Origin of the sequence: Burkholderia sp. TSV86, assembly GCF_001522865.1 — a bacterium.
In the GTDB taxonomy this organism is placed as follows: Bacteria; Pseudomonadota; Gammaproteobacteria; order Burkholderiales; family Burkholderiaceae; genus Burkholderia.
The window spans coordinates 395643-417493 of the sequence record NZ_LOWB01000021.1 but is presented as its reverse complement, the minus strand read 5'-3'; the positions used below and the strand labels follow the sequence as shown (position 1 = coordinate 417493).

Here is a 21851-nt window from a genome sequence, read left to right as displayed (position 1 = left end):
GTGAAGTCGATTCGTCATCAACTGCTGATCTGGCTGCTCGCGATTGTCGTGGCCGGCGTCGGGATCGCCGGCTGGCTGATCTACCGGCAGGCGCTCGACGCGGCAAACGAAGTGATGGACAACCAGTTGCAACTGATCGCGGCCGCGTTGCCGTCCGAACCGTTCTCGCAGGTGCTGGGCTCGCACACGAACGGCGACGAGGGGATCGTGATCCAGATCTGGAACCGCAACGGCGTGCTGATGTATTTCTCACATCCGCGCGCGCCGATCGCGCCGCGCGCCGAGCTGGGCTTCTCGACCGAGCGCACCGAGCGCGGCGCGTGGCGAGTGTATGGCGCGATCGTCGGCGACAACGTCGTGCAGCTCGCGCAGCCGCTGTCGGTGCGCAACCGGCTTGCCGCGAGCGTCGCGCTGCGCACGCTTTGGCCGCTCATCGTGCTGCTGCCGTTTCTCGGCGCGGCGGTGTGGATGATCATCGGGCGCGGTCTTGCGCCATTGCAGCGCGTCACGCGCGCGGTGGAGGCGCGCCGGCCCGACGCGCTCGACGCGCTGCCCGATACGCCGTTGCCGCTCGAGGTGCAGCCGCTCGTGCGCGCGCTGAACGGACTGCTCGCGCGTCTGGCCGCCGCGCTCGACACGCAAAAGGCGTTCGTCGCGGACGCCGCGCACGAATTGCGCACGCCGCTTGCCGCCGTGCAGATCCAGGCGCAGCTCGTCGCGCGTGCGCAGGACGACGCGTCGCGCCGCGAGGCGATCGCCGATCTGCAAAACGGCGTGACACGCGCGACGCGCCTTGCCGAGCAATTGCTCGCGCTCGCCCGCGCGGAGCCGGGCGACGCAACCGTGCGCGAGCGCGTCGACTTGCGCGCGCTCATCGAGGAATGCGTCGCCGCGCATGCGCCGCTCGCGCAGCGGCGCGATATCGATCTCGGTTTCGACGCGCTCGAGGATGCGGCGGTGCTCGCCGATCCCGCCGCGCTGCGCGTGATGTTCAACAACCTGCTCGACAACGCGGTGAAGTACACGCCGCAAGGCGGACGCATCGACGTGTCGCTCACGCGCGGCGAAGGCGCGAGCGCGCTGGTGCAGATCGGCGATAGCGGCCCGGGCATTCCGGCCGCCGAACGCGAGCGCGTGTTCGACCGCTTCTATCGCGATTCGTCCGCGCGGGCGCGCACCGACGTGTCGGGCAGCGGTCTTGGTCTTGCGATCGTCAAGCGGATCGCCGCGCAGCAGCGTGCGAGCATTGCGATGGGCGAAGCGCCGGCGGGCGGCTTGCTCGTCAGCGTCAGGCTGCCATGCGCGGCCGATGCGTGACGAGGCGTGAACGATGGGCGGCCGGTATCTGATCGACGCGTATGCCGCGCGCGGCCACTCCTCAGGCCGGGTGAGCCGGACTTGCCGGGCGGATTCACGCGAGGCGCGCGGACGCAACACGCGCAGGCTTTCGCGCCGCGCATCCGGGCGATCGTTGCAACGGCGCGAGCGCGCGTTTAGGCGTCCGGTATGTTGCGCATCGGCGTTGCTTCGCGCGTTGCGTGCGCGTGCGTACCGGCGCGCGGGCGTGCCCGCGTCTGCGTGCGTCGCCGCGCGCACGCTTGCTCCACCGGCTGCGCTCCTTGCATACGCATTGCCCGTGCGCCTGCGAAACCGGTTAAGACTGCTTTAAGACAGGCTCGTTACGCTTCGAACCATTAAACAAGGAGAACGATATGACTACCCGATTCCTTGCGCGTGGCGCAGTTGCCGTGGCCGTTGCCGCAGCGTTGTCGGCGGGGTACGTGGCGGGTACGCGTCATGCGGAGCCGCAGATCATCACGCCGGCGGTTGCCGCGCTGATGCCGGCCGAAGCTGCCGCCAAGACCGGCGTTCCCGATTTTTCCGGGCTGGTCGAGACCTACGGGCCCGCCGTCGTGAACATCAGCGCGAAGCATGTCGTGCAGCGTGCCGCGCAGCGTCGGGGGATGCCGCAGATTCCGCTCGATCCGAACGATCCGTTCTACCAGTTCTTCAGGCATTTCTACGGGCAGATTCCGGGCATGGGCGTGGGGCCGCAGCCGCCCGACGATCAGCCGAGCACGAGCTTGGGCTCGGGCTTCATCATCAGTTCCGACGGTTATATCCTGACTAACGCGCATGTGATCGACGGCGCGAACGTCGTGACGGTCAGACTGACCGACAAGCGCGAATACAAGGCAAAGGTGGTCGGCGCCGACAAGCAGTCGGACGTCGCGGTGCTGAAGATCGACGCGTCCGGCTTGTCGACCGTCAAGGTTGGCGATCCGGCGCAGAGCAAGGTTGGCCAGTGGGTCGTCGCAATCGGCTCGCCTTATGGTTTCGATAATACGGTGACCTCGGGCATCATCAGCGCGAAATCGCGCGCGCTGCCTGACGAGAACTACACGCCGTTCATCCAGACCGACGTGCCGGTGAATCCCGGCAATTCAGGCGGCCCGTTGTTCAATCTGCAAGGCGAAGTGATCGGCATCAACTCGATGATCTACTCGCAGACGGGTGGCTTCCAGGGGCTGTCGTTCGCGATTCCGATCAACGAGGCGATCAAGGTGAAGGACGAACTCGTGAAGACGGGCCACGTGAGCCGCGGCCGGCTCGGCGTCGCGGTGCAGGGGCTCAATCAGACGCTCGCCAGCTCGTTTGGTCTGCCCAAGCCGGACGGCGCGCTCGTCAGCGCGGTCGACCCGAAGGGGCCGGCTGCGAAGGCGGGGTTGCAGCCCGGCGACGTGATCCTTGCGGTCAACGGCGTACCGGTACAGGATTCCACCACGCTGCCTTCGCAGATCGCGAGCATGAAGCCCGGCACGCAGGCCCAGTTGCAAATCTGGCGGGATAAGTCGAAAAAGACGGTATCGGTGACGCTCGCATCGCTTGGCGACAACCAGACGACGGTGAGCAGCGACGCGAGCGCCGAGCAAGGGCGTCTGGGCGTGTCGGTGCGGCCGCTCACGCCGCGCGAGCGCAATGGCACGTCGCTCACGCACGGCCTCGTCGTCCAGCAATCGACGGGTCCGGCAGCGGGCGCGGGCATCCAGCCGGGCGACGTGATTCTCGCGGTGAACGGCACGCCGGTGACGAGCGCCGAGCAATTGCGCGACGTGGTTAAGCGCGCGGGCAACAATCTTGCGTTGCTGATCCAGCGTGACGACGCCCAGATCTTCGTGCCGGTCGATCTGGGTTGAGCCGGTCGGGCAGGTTCGTCCGGCTCGAGCGGGCCGCTGCGTCGGCCCGCCGTTTCCGGCTGACGAACTCAAGGAGCGAACCATGCGACAGCAAGCCATTTCGAGGTATTTGGCCGCGGCGGCGCTGACTTTCGGCATCGCGGGCTCGGCGTTTGCGCAGTCCGGCTTGCCGGATGTGCAGCGGCAAGGCAATGTCAGCTTCGTCTCGGGGGGCGTGGGGCAGGACGAATCGAGCGCGTTCCAGCGCAACGAACGGCGCTGGCCGCTCGCACTGCGCTTTACCGGCGCGGGCGGTGAATTTCTTGCTGACGTTCGCGTGTCGGTGCGCGATGCACGCGGCCGCGAGGTGTTGGCGGCGGACGCGCGCGGACCTTACATGCTTGTCAGACTCGCGCCGGGACGTTACACGATCCGCGCCGCGTACAACGGCAACGAGCAGACGCGCACGGTCGCGGTGCCGGCGAAAGGGGGCGCGAAGGTCGCGTTCTCGTGGCGCATGCAGTAAATTTTGCACATTCGTCAGGCGGTTTGGCTGATAATGGGGCGTGAGCGGCATCTGTTGCCGTGGACCATTCCAATTTCCGGCCGGTGCGTATAGGCGTGGCGGCCTCGGAGGAAACCGATGTCCGACGCCGCAAGTCACTGCATTGAAACCGGGCCGAACCGCCTTCGCGCGCACGCGATCCGCAACCGGATCGCCGATGCCGAATCGAGCGCCGCCTCGACGCTGTACGAAACACAGCCGTTCGGCCTCTTCCCCCAGCCGCGCCGTGATGCCGATGCATCGTGGCGCGCGCATTATCATCGCCTCACGCTCGGCGGGCAGCGCGGTCGGGCCGCCTGTTTTTATCCGTATGCCGCCGGCGGCATTGCCGGAGACGGCGGGCGAATGTCGCGGGCCATGCGTGCGCGTCGGTGCGATGCCGTCTTCGATATGTCGCGCGCCGATCGTCTGCGCATGGCGCGCTGATCGAACTCACCGGCGGAGGCGATCATGGAATTGCACGACGCGTTGTGGATACCGCTCGCGCCGCTCGTCGTGCGGGATGCGCTGCGCGATCCCGCGCTCGTGCGCGCGAGTCTTGAATACTGCGAAGCATTTTCGCGCTTGTCGCGCGACGGGTTTTCGGTTGCGCTGTCGGTGCCGTTCGGGCTGTTGCGCGCCCGTTACGAGGTGCGCGCGCATGTTGTCGCGGGCGAGCCCGGCGACGCGCGCGGATCGGCCCGGCATACGCTGCACTTCAGGGCGCGCTCGGACAAGCTTGGCGCGCTGCGCGGCCAGATCGACGTGTCGCTGCCGTCGGCCGAGTGCGCGCCGCGCGAGGCTGGCGGCGCAGGCTGCGGCGGCGAGCGCGACGATTTGCCGGCCAAGCCGGCAACGCGAATCGAATATGCGATATGGGCGACGGCGTTCGGCCCGCTTGCTGAACTGCCGGTGAGGCAATTGCGCGATGCGCTCGCCGAATTGGCCGACGATTTCTTCACGGAGTTCGGCCAGATCGTGCTGGCCAAGCACGGGCTTGCGCCGAATCGCGCGCGCGCCGGGGCGCGCGAGCGTCGGCACGTGTTTTTGCGGCCCGCGAGCATGACGCTCGGTGCGAAGCGCTCGCCTACGATGCCGGCCGACGGCGCGCTGACCGCGCGCGCCGCCGGCGCGCTCGGCCATCGCGAATCGAGTCCGCTGCCGCCGTGGGCGTGGGCGGCGATGATCGTCTTCGTCGCGTTGTTGTTGTATGCGGTGCGCTGACGCGTTCGGCCTGCTGCCGCGCGATTGCTCGCGCCGCCTGCATTTTCTTTCCTGAATCGCGCTTGCGATGCGGCGGCCGGGCGTGTTGTGCCGCTTGCGCCGGTTTCATCGCGAGCCGCCTCTGCATGCGCTGCGGCGCCTCTTTTTCTCAAGCGCCGCGGAATTCACGCCGGTAAGCCGATGGCGACGTGTCGAACGCATCGGCGAAATGCTGCCGTAGGGAGGCGCTCGAGCCGAATCCCGCTGTCTGTGCAATCGCGTCGATCGGCCGATCGGTTGCCTCGAGCAACTGTTGCGCGCGTGCGAGCCGCTGCGCGAGCAGCCAGGTGCCCACCGTCGTGCCCGTCGCGCGTCGGAAATGGCGCGTGAACGTGCGCCGGCTCATCAGTGCGCGCGCCGCGAGCGAATCGAGCGTATGCGGCAGCGTGAGATTCTCGCGGACCCAGTCGAACAGTTCGGAGAGCCTGCCGTCGCGCGGATTCGCAGCCACCGGCTGGTCGACGAACTGCGCCTGACCGCCTTGCCGGTGCGGCGGAATGACGAGACGCCGCGCGATCCGGTTCGCGGCGCTCGCGCCATACCGCTTGCGCACCACGTGCAGGCAGCAGTCGAGGCCCGCCGCGGTGCCGGCCGATGTCATCACGTCACCGTCGTCGATGTAGAGCACGTGGGCATCGAGCGTCACGCGCGGATAGCGCCGCGCGAAGTCGTCGGCCCAGGCCCAGTGCGTCGTCGCTGTTCGGCCGTCGAGCAGGCCCGTTGCCGCGAGCACGAACGCGCCGAGACATAGGCCGACGAGCTGCGCGCCGTTCGCGTGCGCGGCGCGCAGCGCATCGACGAGCGCAGCAGGCGGCGTTTCCGTGCCGTCGTGCCAGCACGGCACGATGACGGTGTCGGCGCCTTCGAGCGCATCGAGCCCGTGCGGCGCGGTAATCGTGAAGCCGCTGGTGGTCGCCAGTGCGCCCGCGTCGATCGCGCACACGCGCAATTCGAAACGCGGCTCGCCGGGGCGGGGCTCGCCGAACACGATGCACGGCACCGAAAGGTGAAACGGGCTGATGCCGTCGTAGGCGACGACAGCGACGACATGCGGCGGTTCGGAAGCGGCGACGGTGCGCATCGATCGGACTCCGGAAGGCGGACGATTGGCCCGATTCTAGCGAATATTGGCAATCGGGCCGCTATCGAGCAATGGCCTGTGCGCGAACAATCCGGGGTAGCGGGTCGCGCCGCAGCCGGGCCGCGCGATTCGCGCCGTCAACTTGTCCGGCGTTCCCGTTTATTTGCCAGGAGCCTCTCATGTCCGCTTCTTTTTCCCGCCGTGCGCTGCTCGTCATCGATGTGCAGAACGAATATGTGACGGGCGATCTGCCGATCGAATATCCGGATGTCGATACGTCGCTCGCGAACATCGGGCGCGCGATCGACGCGGCGCACGGCGCGGGGGTGCCGGTCGTGGTCGTCGAGCACGTTGCGCCGGCCGGCTCGCCGATTTTCGCGCGCGGCAGCGCGGGCGCCGCGCTGCACCCGGTCGTCGCATCGCGCGCGTTCACGCACCGGATCGAGAAGCAGAAGGCGAGCGTGTTCGTCGGCACCGATCTGGCTGCGTGGCTCGACGCTCATCGAATCGACACGCTCGCGATCGCCGGCTACATGACGCACAACTGCAATGCATCGACCGTTTATCAGGCGGCGCAGGCGGGGTATGCGCTCGAGTATCTGGCCGACGCGACGGGCGCGCTGTCATACGAGAACGCGGCAGGCGCGGCGAGCGCGCAAGAGATTCACCGCGCGTTCACGGTCGTGATGCAGTCGAATTTCGCGGCGGTGACATCGACGCGTGACTGGATCGAGGCGCTTGCCACGGGCGAGGCGCTCGCGCGCGACAACATCTACGCGTCGAACCAGCGCGCGAGGGCGCGGCGCGCTGAACGAGGTTGAACGAGGCCGAGCAACGCTCAGCGCGCGCGGCGTGGTCGCCGAGGGCTGCGGCGGCTGAACGATGCACGGCGCAGCGCGTGCCTCAAGCCGGATCGCGCCGCATCGACGCACTGGTGCGCAGCATGTCGAGGCAGGCGTCGACGAGCTTTTCCGCATGGCAGTTCGCGTCGATCTCGTTGGGCAGCATCAGCATATCGCGCACGAAGCCGCTGACGAGCGTATGCAGCATCAGCGACGCACGCCACGTATCGAGATCGGCCGGCATCTGGCCGTTCGCGACCGCCTGCACGAGATCGGCTTCGAGGTTGTTCAGCGCGTCGAGCATGCCTGCGCGGTGGCGCTCGAGGAGCGGGCCCATGTCCGCCACATACTCACACTTCATGAACAGGATGCTGAACACGCGCTGCAACTGCGGATCGCGCGCGGCCCCCAGCAGGCACCAGGTCAGGATCTCGCGGATCCGGCCGAGCGGATCCGCGAGCGTCTTGCCGGTGTCGGCCTTCAGTTCGTCCAGCGGCATCAGCACGCGGTCGAACATTGCGTCGAACAGTTCGCTCTTGCTCGCGAAATGCCAATAGATCGCGCCGCGCGTCACGCCCGCGTGCCGGGCGATATCGGCAAGCGACGTATGCGACACGCCTTTTTCGAAGAAGACATGCTCGGCGGCATCGAGAATCCGGTCGCGGGTGGCGAGCGCCTCCTCTTTCGTGCGTCTGACCATTCAAGGACTCGTCGTGGACAGGAGCGGGATCATGTGAAGGCAATATGAAAGATATAGTGAATGCCGCGCGTGGAAGCAGGCTCCACCGGCCGATACGGCGTAAACGACAGTAATTTGTAAAAAATTGTGCGGCGCGTAAAGTTATTTATATACATTCGTGAATGTATATACAATGCGAGGCTACGACTGAATCGCTTCCGAGGCAATCAGTTATTATCGGTTCCTGCTGATTTCCCTCCTCAGTGTCGCGTGCGGCTTGCACGGCGGCATCCCGGCACGGTGGTCGCGTGCCGCTGGCAAGTTTTGCATCCGCAGTCAAGCAATTCAGTTGTCCGATCCGCGGCGCACGGGGTAAATGTTTCGTGTCCCAGCGGGTTGGCGCTTATTTCTTTTGCTACAAACGAGGTCGCTCCATGCGCGTCGAACGGGTTCCATACCGCTTAATCACTGTTGCGACGGCCGCTGTTTTCCTGGCCGCGTGCGGAAAAAAAGAGTCGGCTCCTGCGCCGCAAACGCCGGAAGTCGGGGTTGTCGCGGTCCAGCCGCAATCGGTGCCGGTCGTCACCGAATTGCCGGGGCGCACGAATGCGTTCTTGGTCGCGCAGGTCCGCGCGCGCGTGGATGGGATCGTGTTGCGCCGGGAATTCGTGGAAGGCAGTGACGTAAAGGCGGGGCAGCGGCTGTACAAGATCGATCCCGCGCCGTATGTCGCGGCGCTGAACAGCGCGAAGGCGACACTTGCGAAGGCGCAGGCGAATCTCGCGACGCAGAACGCATTGGTCGCGCGCTACAAGGTGCTGGTGGCGGCGAACGCGGTGAGCAAGCAAGACTACGACAACGCGGTGGCCTCGCAAGGTCAGGCGGCCGCGGACGTGGCGGCGGGCAAGGCAGCAGTGGATACGGCGCAGATCAACCTGGGATACACGGACGTGGTGTCGCCGATCTCTGGGCGCGTGGGGATTTCGCAGGTGACGCCGGGCGCATACGTGCAGGCGAGCCAGGCGACGCTGATGTCGACGGTGCAGCAGCTGGACCCGGTATACGTCGATCTGACGCAATCGAGCCTGGACGGGCTGAAGCTGCGCCAGGACATTCAGAGCGGGCGGCTGAAGAAGGACGGCCCGGGGGCGGCGAAGGTGACGCTGATATTGGAGGACGGCAAGCCGTATCCGGAGCAGGGCAAGCTGCAATTCACCGACGCGACGGTGGATCAGACGACGGGTTCGGTGACGGTCCGGGCGATCTTCCCGAACAAGCAGCGCGTGCTGTTGCCCGGCATGTTCGTGCGCGCGCGGATCGAGGAAGGGGTCAACGAGAACGCGTTCCTCGTGCCGCAGGTGGGCGTCACGCGTGACGCGAAGGGGCAGGCGGTGGCGCTGGTGGTCGGCGGCGATGGAAAGGTTGCGCCGCGGGTGCTGACGACGACGGGGATGCAAGGGCAGAACTGGGTGGTCGAGGGCGGCTTGTCGGCGGGCGACCGGGTGATCGTGCAGGGCACCGGAAAGGTGCAGCCCGGGATGACAGTGAAGGCGGTGCCGGCGCAGTTGCCCGCAGCCGGGGGGGCGCCGGGCGCGGCGTCGCCGGCGCAAGCAGGGGCATCGTCGTCCGCTTCGGCTGCGCCGGGCGCGGCCTCGGGCGCTTCATCCGCAAGCGCCGCCGCTGCGTCGAGCGCGCGTTAACAGCAGGGGGCCTGTTTCATGGCAAAGTTTTTTATCGATCGCCCGATCTTTGCTTGGGTGATCGCCATCATTCTGATGCTGGCCGGCGTCGCGGCGATCTTCACGCTGCCGATCGCGCAGTATCCGACCATCGCGCCGCCGTCGATTCAGATCAGCGCGAATTACCCGGGCGCTTCCGCGAAGACGGTGGAAGACACGGTGACGCAGGTGATCGAGCAGCAGATGAGCGGTCTCGACAACTTCCTGTATATGTCGTCGACGAGTGACGACTCGGGCACCGCGACGATCACGCTGACGTTCGCGCCGGGCACGAATCCGGATATCGCGCAGGTGCAGGTGCAGAACAAGCTGTCCCTCGCGACGCCGATTCTGCCGCAGGTGGTTCAGCAGCTCGGCTTGTCGGTGACGAAGTCGAGCAGCAGCTTCCTGCTCGTGCTCGCGTTCGTATCCGAAGACGGCAGCATGAACCGGTATGACCTCGCGAACTACGTCGCGTCGCACGTGAAGGACCCGATCAGCCGGATCAACGGCGTCGGTACGGTCACGGTGTTCGGCTCGCAATATGCGATGCGAATCTGGCTCGATGCGAACAAGCTGACGAACTATGGCCTCACGCCGACTGACGTGACGAGCGCGATTTCGGCGCAGAACGTGCAGGTTGCGGGCGGCCAGGTCGGCGGCACGCCAGCCGAGCCGGGCACAGTGCTGCAAGCGACGATCACCGAGGCGACGCTGCTGGAAACGCCCGAGCAGTTCGGCAACATCCTCTTGAAGGTCAACCAGGACGGCTCGCAGGTGCGTCTGAAGGATGTCGCGAAGATCGGCCTTGGCGCGGAGAACTACAACTTCGACTCAAAGTACAACGGCAGTCCGGCGGCCGCGATGGGCATTCAGCTCGCGACGAATGCGAACGCGCTCGCCACCGCGAGTGCCGTGCGCGCGAAGATCGCCGAACTCGCACCGTATTTCCCGCACGGTTTTGTCGTCAAGTATCCGTATGACACGACGCCGTTCGTGCGGCTGTCGATCGAGGAAGTGGTGAAGACGCTGCTCGAGGGTATCGTCCTCGTGTTCCTCGTGATGTATCTGTTCCTGCAGAACCTGCGCGCGACGATCATTCCGACGATCGCGGTGCCGGTCGTGCTGCTCGGTACGTTCGCGATCATGTCGGCGGTCGGCTTCTCGATCAATACGCTGTCGATGTTCGGTCTCGTGCTCGCGATCGGCCTGCTCGTCGACGATGCGATCGTCGTCGTCGAGAACGTCGAGCGGGTGATGGCCGAGGAGGGCTTGCCGCCGAAGGAGGCGACGAAGAAGGCGATGGGGCAGATCACCGGCGCGCTCGTCGGCGTGGCGCTCGTGCTGTCGGCGGTGTTCGTGCCGGTTGCATTCTCGGGCGGCTCGGTCGGCGCGATCTACCGGCAGTTCTCGCTGACGATCGTCTCGGCGATGGTGCTGTCGGTGCTCGTCGCGCTGATTCTGACGCCCGCGCTGTGCGCGACGATCCTCAAGCCGATTCCGCAGGGGCACCACGACGAGAAGAAGGGTTTCTTTGGCTGGTTCAACCGCACCTTCAACAAGAGCCGCGACAAATACCACGTCGGCGTGCACCACGTGATCAAACGCTCGGGCCGCTGGCTCATCATCTATCTGGTGGTGATCGTCGCGGTGGGTCTGCTGTTCGTGCGGCTGCCGAAGTCGTTCCTGCCGGATGAAGACCAGGGCCTGATGTTCGTGATCGTGCAGACGCCGTCGGGCTCGACGCAGGAGACGACCGCGAAGACGCTCGCGAACATCACCGACTATCTGCTCACTGACGAGAAGGACATCGTCGAATCGGCGTTCACGGTGAACGGCTTCAGCTTTGCGGGCCGCGGCCAGAACTCGGGTCTCGTGTTCGTCAGGCTGAAGGACTTCTCGAAGCGGCAGAGCGCGAACCAGAAGGTGCAGGCGCTGATCGGCCGGATGTTCGGGCGCTATGCGGGCTACAAAGATGCGATGGTGATTCCGTTCAACCCGCCGTCAATTCCGGAGCTGGGCACGGCAGCCGGCTTCGACTTCGAGCTGACCGACAACGCGGGCCTTGGCCACGATGCGTTGATGGCCGCGCGCAACCAACTGCTCGGGATGGCCGCGAAGGATCCGACGCTGATGGGCGTTCGTCCGAACGGCCTGAACGATACGCCGCAATACAAGGTCGACATCGATCGCGAGAAGGCGAACGCGCTCGGCGTCACGGCGGCGGCGATCGACCAGACGTTCTCGATCGCCTGGGCATCGAGCTACGTGAACAACTTCCTCGATACCGATGGCCGGATCAAGAAGGTTTACGTGCAGGCGGATGCGCCGTTCCGGATGCAGCCGGAAGATCTGAACATCTGGTACGTGCGCAACGGTGCGGGCGGAATGGTGCCGTTCAGCTCGTTCGCGACCGGACACTGGACGTATGGCTCGCCGAAGCTCGAGCGTTACAACGGCGTCTCGGCGATGGAAATCCAGGGCCAGGCCGCGCCGGGCAAGTCGACCGGCCAAGCGATGGCGGCGATGGAAGCGCTCTCGAAGAAGCTGCCGACGGGCATCGGCTATTCGTGGACGGGGCTGTCGTTCCAGGAAATCCAGTCGGGCTCGCAAGCGCCGATTCTGTATGCGATCTCGATTCTCGTCGTGTTCCTGTGTCTCGCGGCGCTGTATGAAAGCTGGTCGATTCCGTTCTCGGTGATCATGGTCGTGCCGCTCGGCGTGATCGGCGCGCTGCTTGCGGCGACGCTGCGCGGGCTGGAGAACGACGTGTTCTTCCAGGTGGGCTTGTTGACCACGGTGGGCTTGTCGGCGAAAAACGCGATTCTGATCGTCGAGTTCGCGCGTGAGCTGCAGATCACCGAGAAGATGGGGCCGATCGAGGCGGCGCTGGAATCCGCGCGGTTGCGGTTGCGTCCGATTCTGATGACGTCGCTTGCGTTCATTCTCGGCGTGCTGCCGCTTGCGATCAGTAACGGCGCGGGTTCGGCGAGCCAGCACGCGATCGGTACCGGCGTGATCGGCGGGATGATCACCGCGACGTTCCTCGCGATCTTCATGATCCCGATGTTCTTCGTGAAGGTGCGCGCGGTGTTCAGCGGCGAGAAGGAAGATGCCGACGATGCGCTGCGTCTCGCGCAGGAGCACTCGCATCGCACCGAAGCGCCGAAGCACGGCGATGACGACGCTGGCAGGAAGGAATAACTGATGAAGCCAATCCATGCTTTGACCGCGCTCGCGGTCGCGCTTCTCGCGGCGGGCTGCACGCTGGCGCCGCGCTACGAGCGCCCAGCCGCGCCGGTATCCGGCGCGTTCCCGACCGACGGCGTGTATGCGACGCAGCCGGGTGCCGCGCCGGGTACGCGCAGCGCGAACGGCCAATCGGCCGCTGAGATCGGCTGGCGCGAGTTCTTTGCCGATCCGCGGCTGCAGCGGCTGATCGAAATCGCGCTGAAAAACAATCGCGACCTGCGGGTGTCGGTGTTGAACGTCGAAGCGGCGCGCGCGCAGTATCAGATCACGCGCGCGGCGCTGTTTCCGGCGCTCGACGCGAGCGGCACCGGCAGCCGCCAGCGGTTGCCGAACGCGCTGACGGCGACGCAGGGCCGCACGGACGCGCTGACGGTGACGCCGAACCACAACATCACGACAACCTACAACGTCGGGCTGTCGGCGTCGTGGGAGCTGGATCTGTTCGGCCGGCTGCAGAGCCTGAAGGACCAGGCGCTCGCGCAGTATTTGGCGACCGCGCAGGCGCGCAAGGCGGCGGAGATTTCGCTCGTCTCGCAGGTGGCCGACCAGTATCTGGCGCTGCTGTCGACCGATGATCTGCTGAGGGTGACGGAGAACACGCTGAAGACCGCGCAGTCGTCATATGACCTGACGAAGCTGCAATTCGACAACGGCACGGGCACGGAGCTGGCGTTGCGGCAGGCGCAGACGGTGGTCGAGACGGCGCTGGCGAACCAGCAGGCGCAGGCGCGCGCCCGCGCGCAGGCGTTGAATGCGCTGGTGCTGCTGATCGGCGAGCCGCTGCCGGAGGATCTGCCGGCGGGGCTGCCGCTGGACGCGCAGAACCTGCTGACGGACATTCCGGCGGGACTGCCGTCCGATCTGCTGACCCGCCGCCCGGACATCATGGAAGCGGAGCAGCAGTTGCTGGCAGCGAATGCAAACATCGGCGCGGCGCGCGCCGCGTTCTTCCCGCGGATTTCGCTGACGGGCGCCTTCGGGACGGCGAGCCCGACGCTCGGGGGCCTGTTCAAGGCGGGCACGGCGGCGTGGTCGTTCGCGCCGCAGATCACGATGCCGATCTTCGAAGGCGGGAAGAATATCGCGAATCTGAATTACGCGAACGTGCAAAAGCGCATCGAGATCGCGAACTACGAGAAGGCGATTCAGTCGGCGTTCCGGGAGGTGTCGGACGGGTTGGCGGCGCGCGGCACGTATGATCAGCAGATTGCGGCGCTGGAGCGCAACGAGCACGCGCAGCAGCGGCGGTTCGATCTGTCGGATCTGCGTTATAAGAACGGCGTGGACAGCTATCTGTCGGTGCTGACGGCGCAGACGGATCTGTACTCGGCGCAGCAATCGCTGATCACTGCGCGCCTTGCGCGGTGGACGAGCCTGGTGGATCTGTACCGCGCGCTGGGCGGCGGGTGGATCGAGCGGGCGGGCGAGACGCCGCGTCCGGCCGATGCGCCGGTCCGTTACGGCAACGCGGCCGCGCCTGCGGCGGCGTCCGCCGCGCAGGCTGCCTCGGCTGCCGCCGCGACGACAAGCTGAGCATTCGCGACGGCTGCGCGGCAGGCGAACGGAAATCCCGATTCGTCCTCCCGTGGCCCGGCTTGCCGACATGCCAAGGCGAGCGCAACGGCAGTCGACTGTTGTATCGCAAGTTGGCCGTGCGGATGAAATATCTCGCGTAGCGTTGTATCACACCCCGAAAGCCGGACGTTTCTTTCCTCCGGCCTTTGGGGTGTTTTCGTTGATGGGCGCGCAGCGTGCCGTCAAACTGCCGCACTCATCGCATCGGCAGGCCGGCATGCGGCGCATGGAGGGCGACGTGCGCCCGGCCGGCTCGTGGGTTCGTGGCGAGCGCCAAGCCCCGGTGCGTCCGCACGCGCGGCAATCGCCACGAGCGCATGAGCGTCAATGAAGATCGGCCGGACGCCGGTCGAAATCGCGGCCCGCTTGCCGGATCGCTTGACGCGCGTCGCGCTCGCCGCGGATGCCGTTGAACACGATGTTGAGCACGACGGCCGATACCGACGCGAGCAGAATCCCGCTATGCAGAATCGGGGCGAGCGCGGCCGGCAGCTTCGAAAAGAAGTGCGGCGACACGACGGGAACGAGCCCGAGCCCGACGCTTACCGCGACGATGAACAGATTGTGCTGGCGGTGTACGAAATCGACCTTCGACAGCACCTTCATGCCGTTCGCCGCGACCATTCCGAACATCACGATTCCCGCGCCGCCGAGCACGAAAGGCGGCACGGACGCGACTACCTGCGCCATCTTCGGAAACAGTCCGAGCAGCACGAGGATCACGCCGCCCGTCGCGCAGACGAAGCGGCTCTTCACGCCCGTCACGCCGATCAGGCCGACATTCTGCGAGAACGACGTATGCGGGAACGAATTGAAGATGCCGCCGATCAACGTGCCGAGGCCGTCCACGCGTAAGCCGCGCACGAGCGTGTCGCGATCGACCGGCCGCTCGACCATGTCGCCCACCGCGAGAAACATGCCTGTCGATTCGATGAACGTGATGAACATCACGATAACCATCGTGGCGATCGAAAGCGGATCGAAATGCGGCCACCCGAAATGGAACGGCGTGACGAAGCCGACCCACGGCGCCGCGGCGATGCCGTCGGTGTTCACGCGGCCGGTCGCGAACGCGATCGCGAAGCCCGCGGCGATGCCGAGCAGCACCGAAATATTCGCGACGAAGCCGCGACCGAACCGGTTGATCGCGAGAATCAGCGCGAGCACGACGAACGACAGCCCGAGATAGAGCGGATCGCCGTAGTTCGGATTGCCGACGCCGCCCGCCGCCCAGTTGATGCCGACTTCCATCAGTGACAGCCCGATCACCGCGATCACGGTGCCGACGACGACGGGCGGAAAGAATCGCAGCAGCCGGCCGATGGCCGGTGCGAGCACGATGCCGATCGCGCCGGCCGCGATCGTCGCGCCGAATACGTCCAGAATGCCCAGGCCGGGATTCGTGCCGATCGCGATCATCGGGCCGACGGCCGCGAACGTGCAGCCCATGATGACCGGCAGCCGGATGCCGAAGATCGCGACGCCCAACGTCTGAATCAGCGTTGCGATGCCGCACGCGAACAGATCCGCGCTGATCAGGAACGCAAGCTGATCCTTCGGCAGTTTGAGCGCGCCGCCGACGATCAATGGCACCGCGACGGCGCCTGCGTACATCACGAGAACGTGTTGCAGACCGAGCGTCAGCAGCTTGCCGGCAGGCAACACTTCATCGCACGGATGGACCGTGTTCGATTGCATCTGTCTCACTCCATGATTTTGTCGGGGCAGTGGGCCAACGTTATGCGCGTCGGCGAATCGCCACAAGATCGCCCGGTTTTATTCCGGGCTTTGCTGCGCCGATATGCGCTCGGAGACGGAAAAGACGATGCGTTCATGCTCGGGGCCGGATAATGAAGCGGTGCGGGCGGTGTGCCGTGCTTTTATCGCAGTTCAAAAATGATGGGTCGATGCCGTCAAATATCGCCGGCTTTATCTTCGGTATCGAAGAATCGGCATGGTGTTCGTTCGGCGGCGGCAAGGCGCGTTCAGCCGGCCGTTCGCGCGGGCGTTGGGGACCGGACGGCGGCAGGCCGGTTATCATCGGCGCCGGCTTATGCATATCCATTGCGATTACGTCATGCGATTTCTCGGCATTGATCTGGGGACAGGCTCGTTGAAGCTCGCGATCGTCGACGGCGGCGGCCAAGTGCGCGCGACGGCGTGCGCCGCGTATCCGGTCGCGACGCCGCAGCCGGGGTGGGCGGAGATCGACGTGCAGGTTTGGTGGCGTGCGCTCGTCGACGCCGCGCAGCGCTTGCCCGACGGCGAACGCGCGCGCATCGGCGCGATCGGCTTGTCAGGACAGATGCACGGTGTGGTGCTGGCCGATGCGGCCGGATGTGCGATGCGCCCGGCGATGCTATGGCCGGATACGCGTGCGTCGGCGCTCGTCGCGGCTTGGCCGGGCGTCGGCAGGCCGGCGCCGGCCGGGACGAGCGGGCAGTGCAGCGGCGGGGCCGGGCAGACCGAGTCCGGATCGAATGCGGGCGAGCCGCAGCTCGCGCACCGGCCGCGCGCGCCCAATCCCGTCTCGCCTGGCATGGCAGGGCCGCTGCTCGCATGGTTGGCGTCGCACGAGCCGGATCTGCTGCACGCCGCGCGCTGGGCGTGGCAACCGAAGGACTGGCTGCGCGCCGCGCTGGGCGGCGAGAGCGCGAGCGATCCGTCCGATGCGTGCGCGACCGCGCTCGCGAGCCCGGACGGCGACCGGGACGACGCGCTGATCGACGCGCTCGGTCTGCCGCGTGCGCTGTTCGCGCCGCTGCGCGCGTCGCATGCGGTTTGCGGCGCGTTGTCGGCCGATGCCGCGAGCGCGCTTGGCCTGCCTGCCGGCATTCCGCTTGCCACGGGCGCGGGCGACACGCCGTGCGCGGCGCTCGGCAGCGGCCTCGTGCACGACGGGGACGCGCTGCTCACCACCGGCACGGGCGGCCAGATTGTCGTGCTGAGCGAGCGGGCGGGCGCGCCGCGCGCCGGGCTGCACCGTTACCGGGCGGCGCTCGGCGTGCGCTATTACACGATGGCGGCGATGCAGAACGTCGGGATCGCGCTCGATGCGGCGCGCGGCTGGCTCGTCTACTCAGACTGGCGTTCGGCCTACGACGACGCGTTTTCCGTGCCGGCGTCGCCGCAGCTCAGTTTCCTGCCGTATTTGACGGGGGAGCGTTCGCCGTGGATGAACCCCGCGGCGCGCGGCGGCTGGCTCGGCCTCACGCTGGGCGACGCGCGCGGCGCGTTGATGCGCGCTGCGTTCGAGGGCGTTGCGTTCGCGTTGCGTGCGGGGCTCGACGCGATCCGTGCGCACGGCTTGCCGGTGCGTGCGTTGCGGCTCGCGGGCGGCGGCTCGATCGAGCCGCGCTGGCGGCAATTGCTGGCCGACGCGCTCGACGTCGAATTGCTCGCCGTCGATTGCCCACATGCCGCCGCGCGTGGCGCGGCGCTGTTCGCGGGCGTTGCGGCGGGGCATTGGCGGGCGGCCGAGCTTGCCGCGCTCGCGCCGGCGGCGTCATGCGTGGCCACGCCGAGCGGGGATGCGGCGCTTGCTGCGCGCCACGCGCGCTTCGTCGAGCTGTACAGGCGAACCGAAGCGTGGTTTGGCACAAGCGATTAAAATTTTACGTTTTGCTTGCCGGCGCCAGCAATGTCGCATTTGAGCAAGCGGACGGCTCGTGCGTGCACGCGCGCCGCCCGCTGCTTTGCGATCATGCTGTTTGCCTATGTTCCCATTGCCGCGCCGCGCGGCGACAGCCGCACGCGGCGCGGCCCGCTACCGACAGGAGTCCCCGATGAAAACGAAGGCCGCAATTGCATGGAAGGCGGGCGAGCCGCTGACGATCGAAGAAGTCGATCTCGAAGGCCCCCGTGCGGGCGAAGTGCTGATCGAGGTGAAGGCCACGGGTATCTGCCATACGGACTATTACACGCTGTCCGGCGCGGACCCGGAAGGCATCTTTCCGGCGATTCTCGGCCATGAGGGCGCGGGCGTCGTGGTCGATGTCGGGCCGGGCGTCGGCACGCTGAAGCAGGGCGATCACGTGATTCCGCTTTATACGCCCGAGTGCCGCGAATGCAAATTTTGCCTGTCGCGCAAGACGAACCTGTGCCAGAAGATCCGCGCGACGCAGGGCAAGGGGCTGATGCCCGATGCGACGTCGCGCTTCTCGATCGGCGGCAAGCCGATCTTCCATTACATGGGCACGTCGACGTTCTCGAACTACATCGTCGTGCCGGAGATCGCGGTTGCGAAGATCCGCGAGGACGCGCCGTTCGACAAGGTTTGCTATATCGGCTGCGGCGTGACGACGGGCGTGGGTGCGGTGGTCTACTCGGCGAAGGTCGAGGCGGGCGCGAACGTCGCGGTGTTCGGTTTGGGCGGCATCGGGCTGAACGTGATCCAGGGCGCGAAGATGGTCGGCGCGGACAAGATCATCGGCGTCGACATCAATCCGGCGCGCGTCGAGCTTGCGAAGAAGTTCGGGATGACGCACTTCGTCAATCCGAAGGACGTGCCGAACGTCGTCGACCATATCGTGCAGCTGACCGACGGCGGCGCGGATTATTCGTTCGAATGCATCGGCAACGTGACGACGATGCGCCAGGCGCTCGAATGCACGCATAAGGGCTGGGGGCAGTCGTTCATCATCGGCGTCGCGGCGGCGGGCGAGGAGATCGGCACGCGGCCGTTCCAGCTCGTAACGGGGCGCGAATGGAAGGGCTCGGCGTTCGGCGGCGCGCGCGGGCGCACCGACGTGCCGAAGATCGTCGACTGGTACATGGAAGGCAAGATCAACATCGACGACTTGATCACGCACACGCTGCCGCTTGAGCGGATCAACGACGGCTTCGCGCTGATGAAGCGCGGCGAGTCGATCCGCTCGGTCGTATTGTATTGAGCGCAGGTGACGCGATGCTCGAACTCGTTTCGTCGCATGCTTGCCACGGCGGCGAGCAGCGCTTTTACCGGCACGCTTCGAAGGCGATCGGGCTGCCGATGAAATTCTCGGTGTATCTGCCGCCGCAGGCGGCATATGGCCGCGTGCCGGCGTTGTTCTATCTCGCGGGGCTGACCTGCACCGACGAGACGTTCGCGATCAAGGCCGGCGCGCAGCGCTTTGCCGCGCAGGCGGGGCTTGCGCTCGTCGCGCCCGATACCAGCCCGCGCGGCGCGGGCGTGCCGGGCGAGACCGACGCGTGGGATTTTGGCGTCGGCGCGGGCTTTTACGTCGACGCGACCGAAGCGCCGTGGTCGGCGCATTACCGGATGGAGTCATACGTTGCCGACGAGCTGCGCGCGGCGGTGACGGCCGAGTTGCCGATCGACGGCGCGCGGCTCGGCATCTTCGGGCATTCGATGGGCGGCCACGGCGCGCTCGTGCTCGCGTTGCGCCATCCGGACGTGTACCGGTCAGTATCGGCGTTCGCGCCGATTGCCGCGCCGACGCGCTGCCCGTGGGGCGAAAAGGCGTTTTCCGGTTATTTGGGCGCCGATCGCGAAGCGTGGAAACGGTATGACGCGAGCGAACTGGTCGCACGCGCCGATGCGCACAAGTTTGCCGACGCCATCCTGATCGACCAGGGGCTCGCCGATCAATTCCTCGCGACGCAGCTCAATCCGGATGTGCTCGAGGCCGCGTGCCGCGCGGCAGGTCAGCCGCTCATGCTGCGCCGGCATGCGGGCTACGATCACGGCTATTACTTCATCTCGACGTTCATCGCCGATCACATCGCGCATCACGCACGCGCGCTGACGCGCTGAGCGCGCCGGCCGCACGCGGCCTGGGGACCACGCGCGCGCGGCCCGCGGGTGGAGGGGAACCGCCCGGCGTCTGGCCGGCATGGCCAGACGCCATGCATGGTGTGCGATGCTGTGCTGCGGGCCGTGGCGTAGCGTGGCCGTGAGTGCGCGCAGGCTGCGGCAGCGGCAGTGACGGCGGGGCGCCGCGCGGCAGGAACGAAGACGACGCGCGTAGCGACGCCGGGCGGCGCGTTATCGGTGCAGGCGCTATCGAAACCGGACGCTATCGGCCGGCGCCGGCGGGAGCGCACCGCACCGCGCCGCCATTACGCGGCGCGCCGCTGCCCAACGAGGCTCAGCCCGTAGGTCGCCGCCGACAGCGTGGTGATCCAGAAGCTCGTTGGCCAATCGGTGTAATACGCGAGCGCGATGCCGAGCCACGCCTGGCCAAGCGCAAGCCCGGCCGCGAGCCAGAGCCCCGTCGACAGGCGCGTGGCGAGATGCTGCGCGGCCGCCGCGGGGCCGACGAGCAGCGTGAACACGAGCAGCACGCCGACGATCTGCGTGCACGCGGCGACGGCGAGCGCGCAAATCGACAGGAACAGCACCGACACGAGCCGCAGCGACACGCCCTTCGCCTCCGCGAGTTCCGGCTGAAGCGACGCGAACAGCAGCGGCCGCGCGATCGCGGCGAGCGCGGCAAGGCTCACCGCGCCGATACCCGCGAGCACGGCGAGCGTCTCGCGGCTCACGCCGAGCACGTTGCCGAACAGCAGCGCGGTCACCTGCGTCGCGTAGCTCGTATAGAAATGCAGAAACAGCAGACCGCAGCCGAGCGCGACCGACAGCGTCACGCCGATCGCAACGTCACGCCCCGCCAGCCGCTCGCCGAGCGCGCCCATCCCGATGCCCGCCGCAAGCGTGAAGCCCACCATTCCCCAGATCGGCGACACGCCGATCAGCGCCGCGCCCGTCGCGCCGGTGAACCCGACGTGCGACAGCGCATGCCCCGCGAACGTTTGGCCGCGCAGCACGAGAAAATAGCCGACGATTCCCGCGAGCACCGCGACGATGCCCGCCGCCGCGAACGCGTTGACCATGAAGTCGTATTCAAGCATCGTGTGTATGTCCGCTGCCGTGTGAGTGCGCATGGCCATGTCGATGGCCGTGGTGGTGATCGTCTTCGTGCCCGTGATCGTGCTTTTCCACCTCGATGTCGCCCGACATCACGAAGATGCGGCCGTTGGCGCGCATCACGTCGATCGGCGCGCCATACAGCCGCGACAGCACCGGCTTGGTGATCACCTCGTCGACGGTGCCGAGCGCGGCGACGCCGTTGCCAAGATACAGCACGCGATCGAGCGCGTTGAGCAGCGGATTGAGTTCGTGCGCGCAGAACAGCACGGTGATCCCAAGCTCGCGCTGCACGCGCCGCACCAGCTCGACGACGCCGCGCTGATGGTTCGGATCGAGGCTGATCAGCGGCTCGTCGAGCAGCAACAGCTTCGGTGCGCCGAGCAGGCATTGCGCGAGCAGCAGACGCTGGCGTTCGCCGCCCGACAGCTCGAACAGCGGCCGTTTCGCGAGCGCCGTCGCGCCGACCAGCTCGAGCGCGCGCTCGACATCGGCGCGGATCGCGGCGCTCATGCGCGGCAGCCCCCAGCGATGGCCGCGCGCGGCCATCGCGACGAAGTCGTAGCCGCGCACGCGCCGGCCAGCGAGCGCGCTGCGCACTTGCGGCATGTAGCCGATTGCCGGATTGCCGCGCGCGACCACGTCACCCGCGACGCGGATCGTGCCGTGCCCGGCCGCCACGAGGCCGAGCACGGCGCGCATCAAGGTTGTCTTGCCCGCGCCGTTCGGGCCGAGCACGCCGACGAATTCGCCCGCCTCGATGGCGAGGCTCACGTGGTGCAGGATCGTGCGGCCGCCGAGCGCGAGCGTGACGTGATCGAGTTCGAGTGCAAGCATGGAATCGCGCGCCACG

17 protein-coding genes are annotated in these 21851 nt (G+C 66.9%); 12 read left to right on the top strand and 5 right to left on the bottom strand.

Annotation, left to right across the window (positions count from 1 at the left end):
- From WS68_RS03990 to WS68_RS03970, 5 genes are all read left to right on the top strand, one after another.
- Entirely contained in the window at nt 1-1317 is a 1317-nt protein-coding gene (locus tag WS68_RS03990; protein ID WP_059569519.1) for an ATP-binding protein, read from the top strand.
- 395 nt (nt 1318-1712) lie between these two features.
- Complete coding sequence (locus WS68_RS03985; RefSeq protein WP_059569518.1) at nt 1713-3197, top strand: DegQ family serine endoprotease; 1485 nt, start codon at nt 1713-1715, stop codon at nt 3195-3197.
- Nucleotides 3198-3279: 82 nt separating this feature from the next.
- Nucleotides 3280-3702 carry a carboxypeptidase regulatory-like domain-containing protein gene (locus WS68_RS03980; RefSeq protein WP_059569517.1) on the top strand — a complete coding sequence of 141 codons (423 nt, stop codon included), beginning with the start codon at nt 3280-3282 and terminating at the stop codon, nt 3700-3702.
- A gap of 117 nt (nt 3703-3819) precedes the next feature.
- Nucleotides 3820-4167, top strand: coding sequence for a hypothetical protein (locus WS68_RS03975; protein ID WP_059569516.1), 348 nt, complete (start codon nt 3820-3822; stop codon nt 4165-4167).
- Nucleotides 4168-4191: 24 nt separating this feature from the next.
- A complete protein-coding gene (locus WS68_RS03970) occupies nt 4192-4944 on the top strand; it encodes a CoxG family protein (RefSeq protein ID WP_059569515.1) in 753 nt (250 codons plus the stop codon).
- 148 nt (nt 4945-5092) lie between these two features.
- Here WS68_RS03970 and WS68_RS03965 read toward each other — a convergent pair whose 3' ends face one another.
- Nucleotides 5093-6064, bottom strand: coding sequence for a helix-turn-helix domain-containing protein (locus WS68_RS03965; protein ID WP_059569514.1), 972 nt, complete (start codon nt 6062-6064; stop codon nt 5093-5095).
- A gap of 179 nt (nt 6065-6243) precedes the next feature.
- On the opposite strand from WS68_RS03965, the gene WS68_RS03960 reads away from it, so the two are divergent.
- A complete protein-coding gene (locus WS68_RS03960) occupies nt 6244-6885 on the top strand; it encodes an isochorismatase family protein (RefSeq protein ID WP_059569513.1) in 642 nt (213 codons plus the stop codon).
- A gap of 82 nt (nt 6886-6967) precedes the next feature.
- Here the strand turns inward: WS68_RS03960 and WS68_RS03955 are convergent, their stop codons facing one another.
- Nucleotides 6968-7606 carry a TetR family transcriptional regulator gene (locus WS68_RS03955; protein WP_059569512.1) on the bottom strand — a complete coding sequence of 213 codons (639 nt, stop codon included), beginning with the start codon at nt 7604-7606 and terminating at the stop codon, nt 6968-6970.
- 413 nt (nt 7607-8019) lie between these two features.
- Here WS68_RS03955 and WS68_RS03950 point away from each other — a divergent pair, with 413 nt between their 5' ends.
- Genes WS68_RS03950 through WS68_RS03940 form a run of 3 tightly spaced genes read left to right on the top strand, consistent with a single transcriptional unit; the run spans nt 8020 to nt 14088 of the window.
- Nucleotides 8020-9285 carry an efflux RND transporter periplasmic adaptor subunit gene (locus WS68_RS03950; RefSeq protein ID WP_059569511.1) on the top strand — a complete coding sequence of 422 codons (1266 nt, stop codon included), beginning with the start codon at nt 8020-8022 and terminating at the stop codon, nt 9283-9285.
- 18 nt (nt 9286-9303) lie between these two features.
- Nucleotides 9304-12507 carry an efflux RND transporter permease subunit gene (locus tag WS68_RS03945; RefSeq protein WP_059569510.1) on the top strand — a complete coding sequence of 1068 codons (3204 nt, stop codon included), beginning with the start codon at nt 9304-9306 and terminating at the stop codon, nt 12505-12507.
- Between the two features lie 3 nt (nt 12508-12510).
- A complete protein-coding gene (locus WS68_RS03940) occupies nt 12511-14088 on the top strand; it encodes an efflux transporter outer membrane subunit (protein WP_059569509.1) in 1578 nt (525 codons plus the stop codon).
- A gap of 366 nt (nt 14089-14454) precedes the next feature.
- On the opposite strand, the gene WS68_RS03935 is transcribed toward WS68_RS03940, so the two are convergent.
- Nucleotides 14455-15828, bottom strand: coding sequence for a nucleobase:cation symporter-2 family protein (locus tag WS68_RS03935; protein ID WP_059569508.1), 1374 nt, complete (start codon nt 15826-15828; stop codon nt 14455-14457).
- Nucleotides 15829-16207: 379 nt separating this feature from the next.
- On the opposite strand from WS68_RS03935, the gene WS68_RS03930 reads away from it, so the two are divergent.
- The 3 genes from WS68_RS03930 to fghA all read left to right on the top strand — a co-directional run bounded on the left by WS68_RS03930 (nt 16208) and on the right by fghA (nt 19885).
- Nucleotides 16208-17740 (top strand): xylulokinase, encoded by a 1533-nt coding sequence (locus WS68_RS03930; RefSeq protein ID WP_059569601.1) that lies wholly within the window; start codon nt 16208-16210, stop codon nt 17738-17740.
- 175 nt (nt 17741-17915) lie between these two features.
- Entirely contained in the window at nt 17916-19022 is a 1107-nt protein-coding gene (locus WS68_RS03925; protein WP_059569600.1) for an S-(hydroxymethyl)glutathione dehydrogenase/class III alcohol dehydrogenase, read from the top strand.
- A gap of 14 nt (nt 19023-19036) precedes the next feature.
- Nucleotides 19037-19885, top strand: a complete 849-nt coding sequence (fghA, locus tag WS68_RS03920) for an S-formylglutathione hydrolase (RefSeq protein ID WP_059569507.1) — start codon at nt 19037-19039, stop codon at nt 19883-19885.
- Between the two features lie 305 nt (nt 19886-20190).
- Here fghA and WS68_RS03915 read toward each other — a convergent pair whose 3' ends face one another.
- Nucleotides 20191-20982, bottom strand: a complete 792-nt coding sequence (locus WS68_RS03915) for a metal ABC transporter permease (protein ID WP_059569506.1) — start codon at nt 20980-20982, stop codon at nt 20191-20193.
- Nucleotides 20975-21835: an ABC transporter ATP-binding protein gene (locus WS68_RS03910; RefSeq protein WP_059569599.1), complete on the bottom strand. Its 861-nt coding sequence runs from the start codon at nt 21833-21835 to the stop codon at nt 20975-20977. The genes WS68_RS03915 and WS68_RS03910 overlap by 8 nt, the downstream gene beginning before the upstream one ends.
- Nucleotides 21836-21851 lie beyond the last annotated feature (16 nt).

What these genes read in the sequence shown, in the direction of transcription:
- WS68_RS03910 (WP_059569599.1), bottom strand. Translation starts at nt 21,835, where the DNA reads ATGCTTGCACTCGAACTCGATCACGTCACGCTCGCGCTCGGCGGCCGC.
- WS68_RS03930 (WP_059569601.1), top strand. Translation starts at nt 16,208, where the DNA reads ATGCGATTTCTCGGCATTGATCTGGGGACAGGCTCGTTGAAGCTCGCG.
- WS68_RS03980 (WP_059569517.1), top strand. Translation starts at nt 3,280, where the DNA reads ATGCGACAGCAAGCCATTTCGAGGTATTTGGCCGCGGCGGCGCTGACT.
- WS68_RS03945 (WP_059569510.1), top strand. Translation starts at nt 9,304, where the DNA reads ATGGCAAAGTTTTTTATCGATCGCCCGATCTTTGCTTGGGTGATCGCC.
- WS68_RS03955 (WP_059569512.1), bottom strand. Translation starts at nt 7,606, where the DNA reads ATGGTCAGACGCACGAAAGAGGAGGCGCTCGCCACCCGCGACCGGATT.
- WS68_RS03985 (WP_059569518.1), top strand. Translation starts at nt 1,713, where the DNA reads ATGACTACCCGATTCCTTGCGCGTGGCGCAGTTGCCGTGGCCGTTGCC.
- WS68_RS03915 (WP_059569506.1), bottom strand. Translation starts at nt 20,982, where the DNA reads ATGCTTGAATACGACTTCATGGTCAACGCGTTCGCGGCGGCGGGCATC.
- fghA (WP_059569507.1), top strand. Translation starts at nt 19,037, where the DNA reads ATGCTCGAACTCGTTTCGTCGCATGCTTGCCACGGCGGCGAGCAGCGC.
- WS68_RS03975 (WP_059569516.1), top strand. Translation starts at nt 3,820, where the DNA reads ATGTCCGACGCCGCAAGTCACTGCATTGAAACCGGGCCGAACCGCCTT.
- WS68_RS03965 (WP_059569514.1), bottom strand. Translation starts at nt 6,064, where the DNA reads ATGCGCACCGTCGCCGCTTCCGAACCGCCGCATGTCGTCGCTGTCGTC.
- WS68_RS03940 (WP_059569509.1), top strand. Translation starts at nt 12,511, where the DNA reads ATGAAGCCAATCCATGCTTTGACCGCGCTCGCGGTCGCGCTTCTCGCG.
- WS68_RS03950 (WP_059569511.1), top strand. Translation starts at nt 8,020, where the DNA reads ATGCGCGTCGAACGGGTTCCATACCGCTTAATCACTGTTGCGACGGCC.
- WS68_RS03960 (WP_059569513.1), top strand. Translation starts at nt 6,244, where the DNA reads ATGTCCGCTTCTTTTTCCCGCCGTGCGCTGCTCGTCATCGATGTGCAG.
- WS68_RS03935 (WP_059569508.1), bottom strand. Translation starts at nt 15,828, where the DNA reads ATGCAATCGAACACGGTCCATCCGTGCGATGAAGTGTTGCCTGCCGGC.
- WS68_RS03970 (WP_059569515.1), top strand. Translation starts at nt 4,192, where the DNA reads ATGGAATTGCACGACGCGTTGTGGATACCGCTCGCGCCGCTCGTCGTG.
- WS68_RS03925 (WP_059569600.1), top strand. Translation starts at nt 17,916, where the DNA reads ATGAAAACGAAGGCCGCAATTGCATGGAAGGCGGGCGAGCCGCTGACG.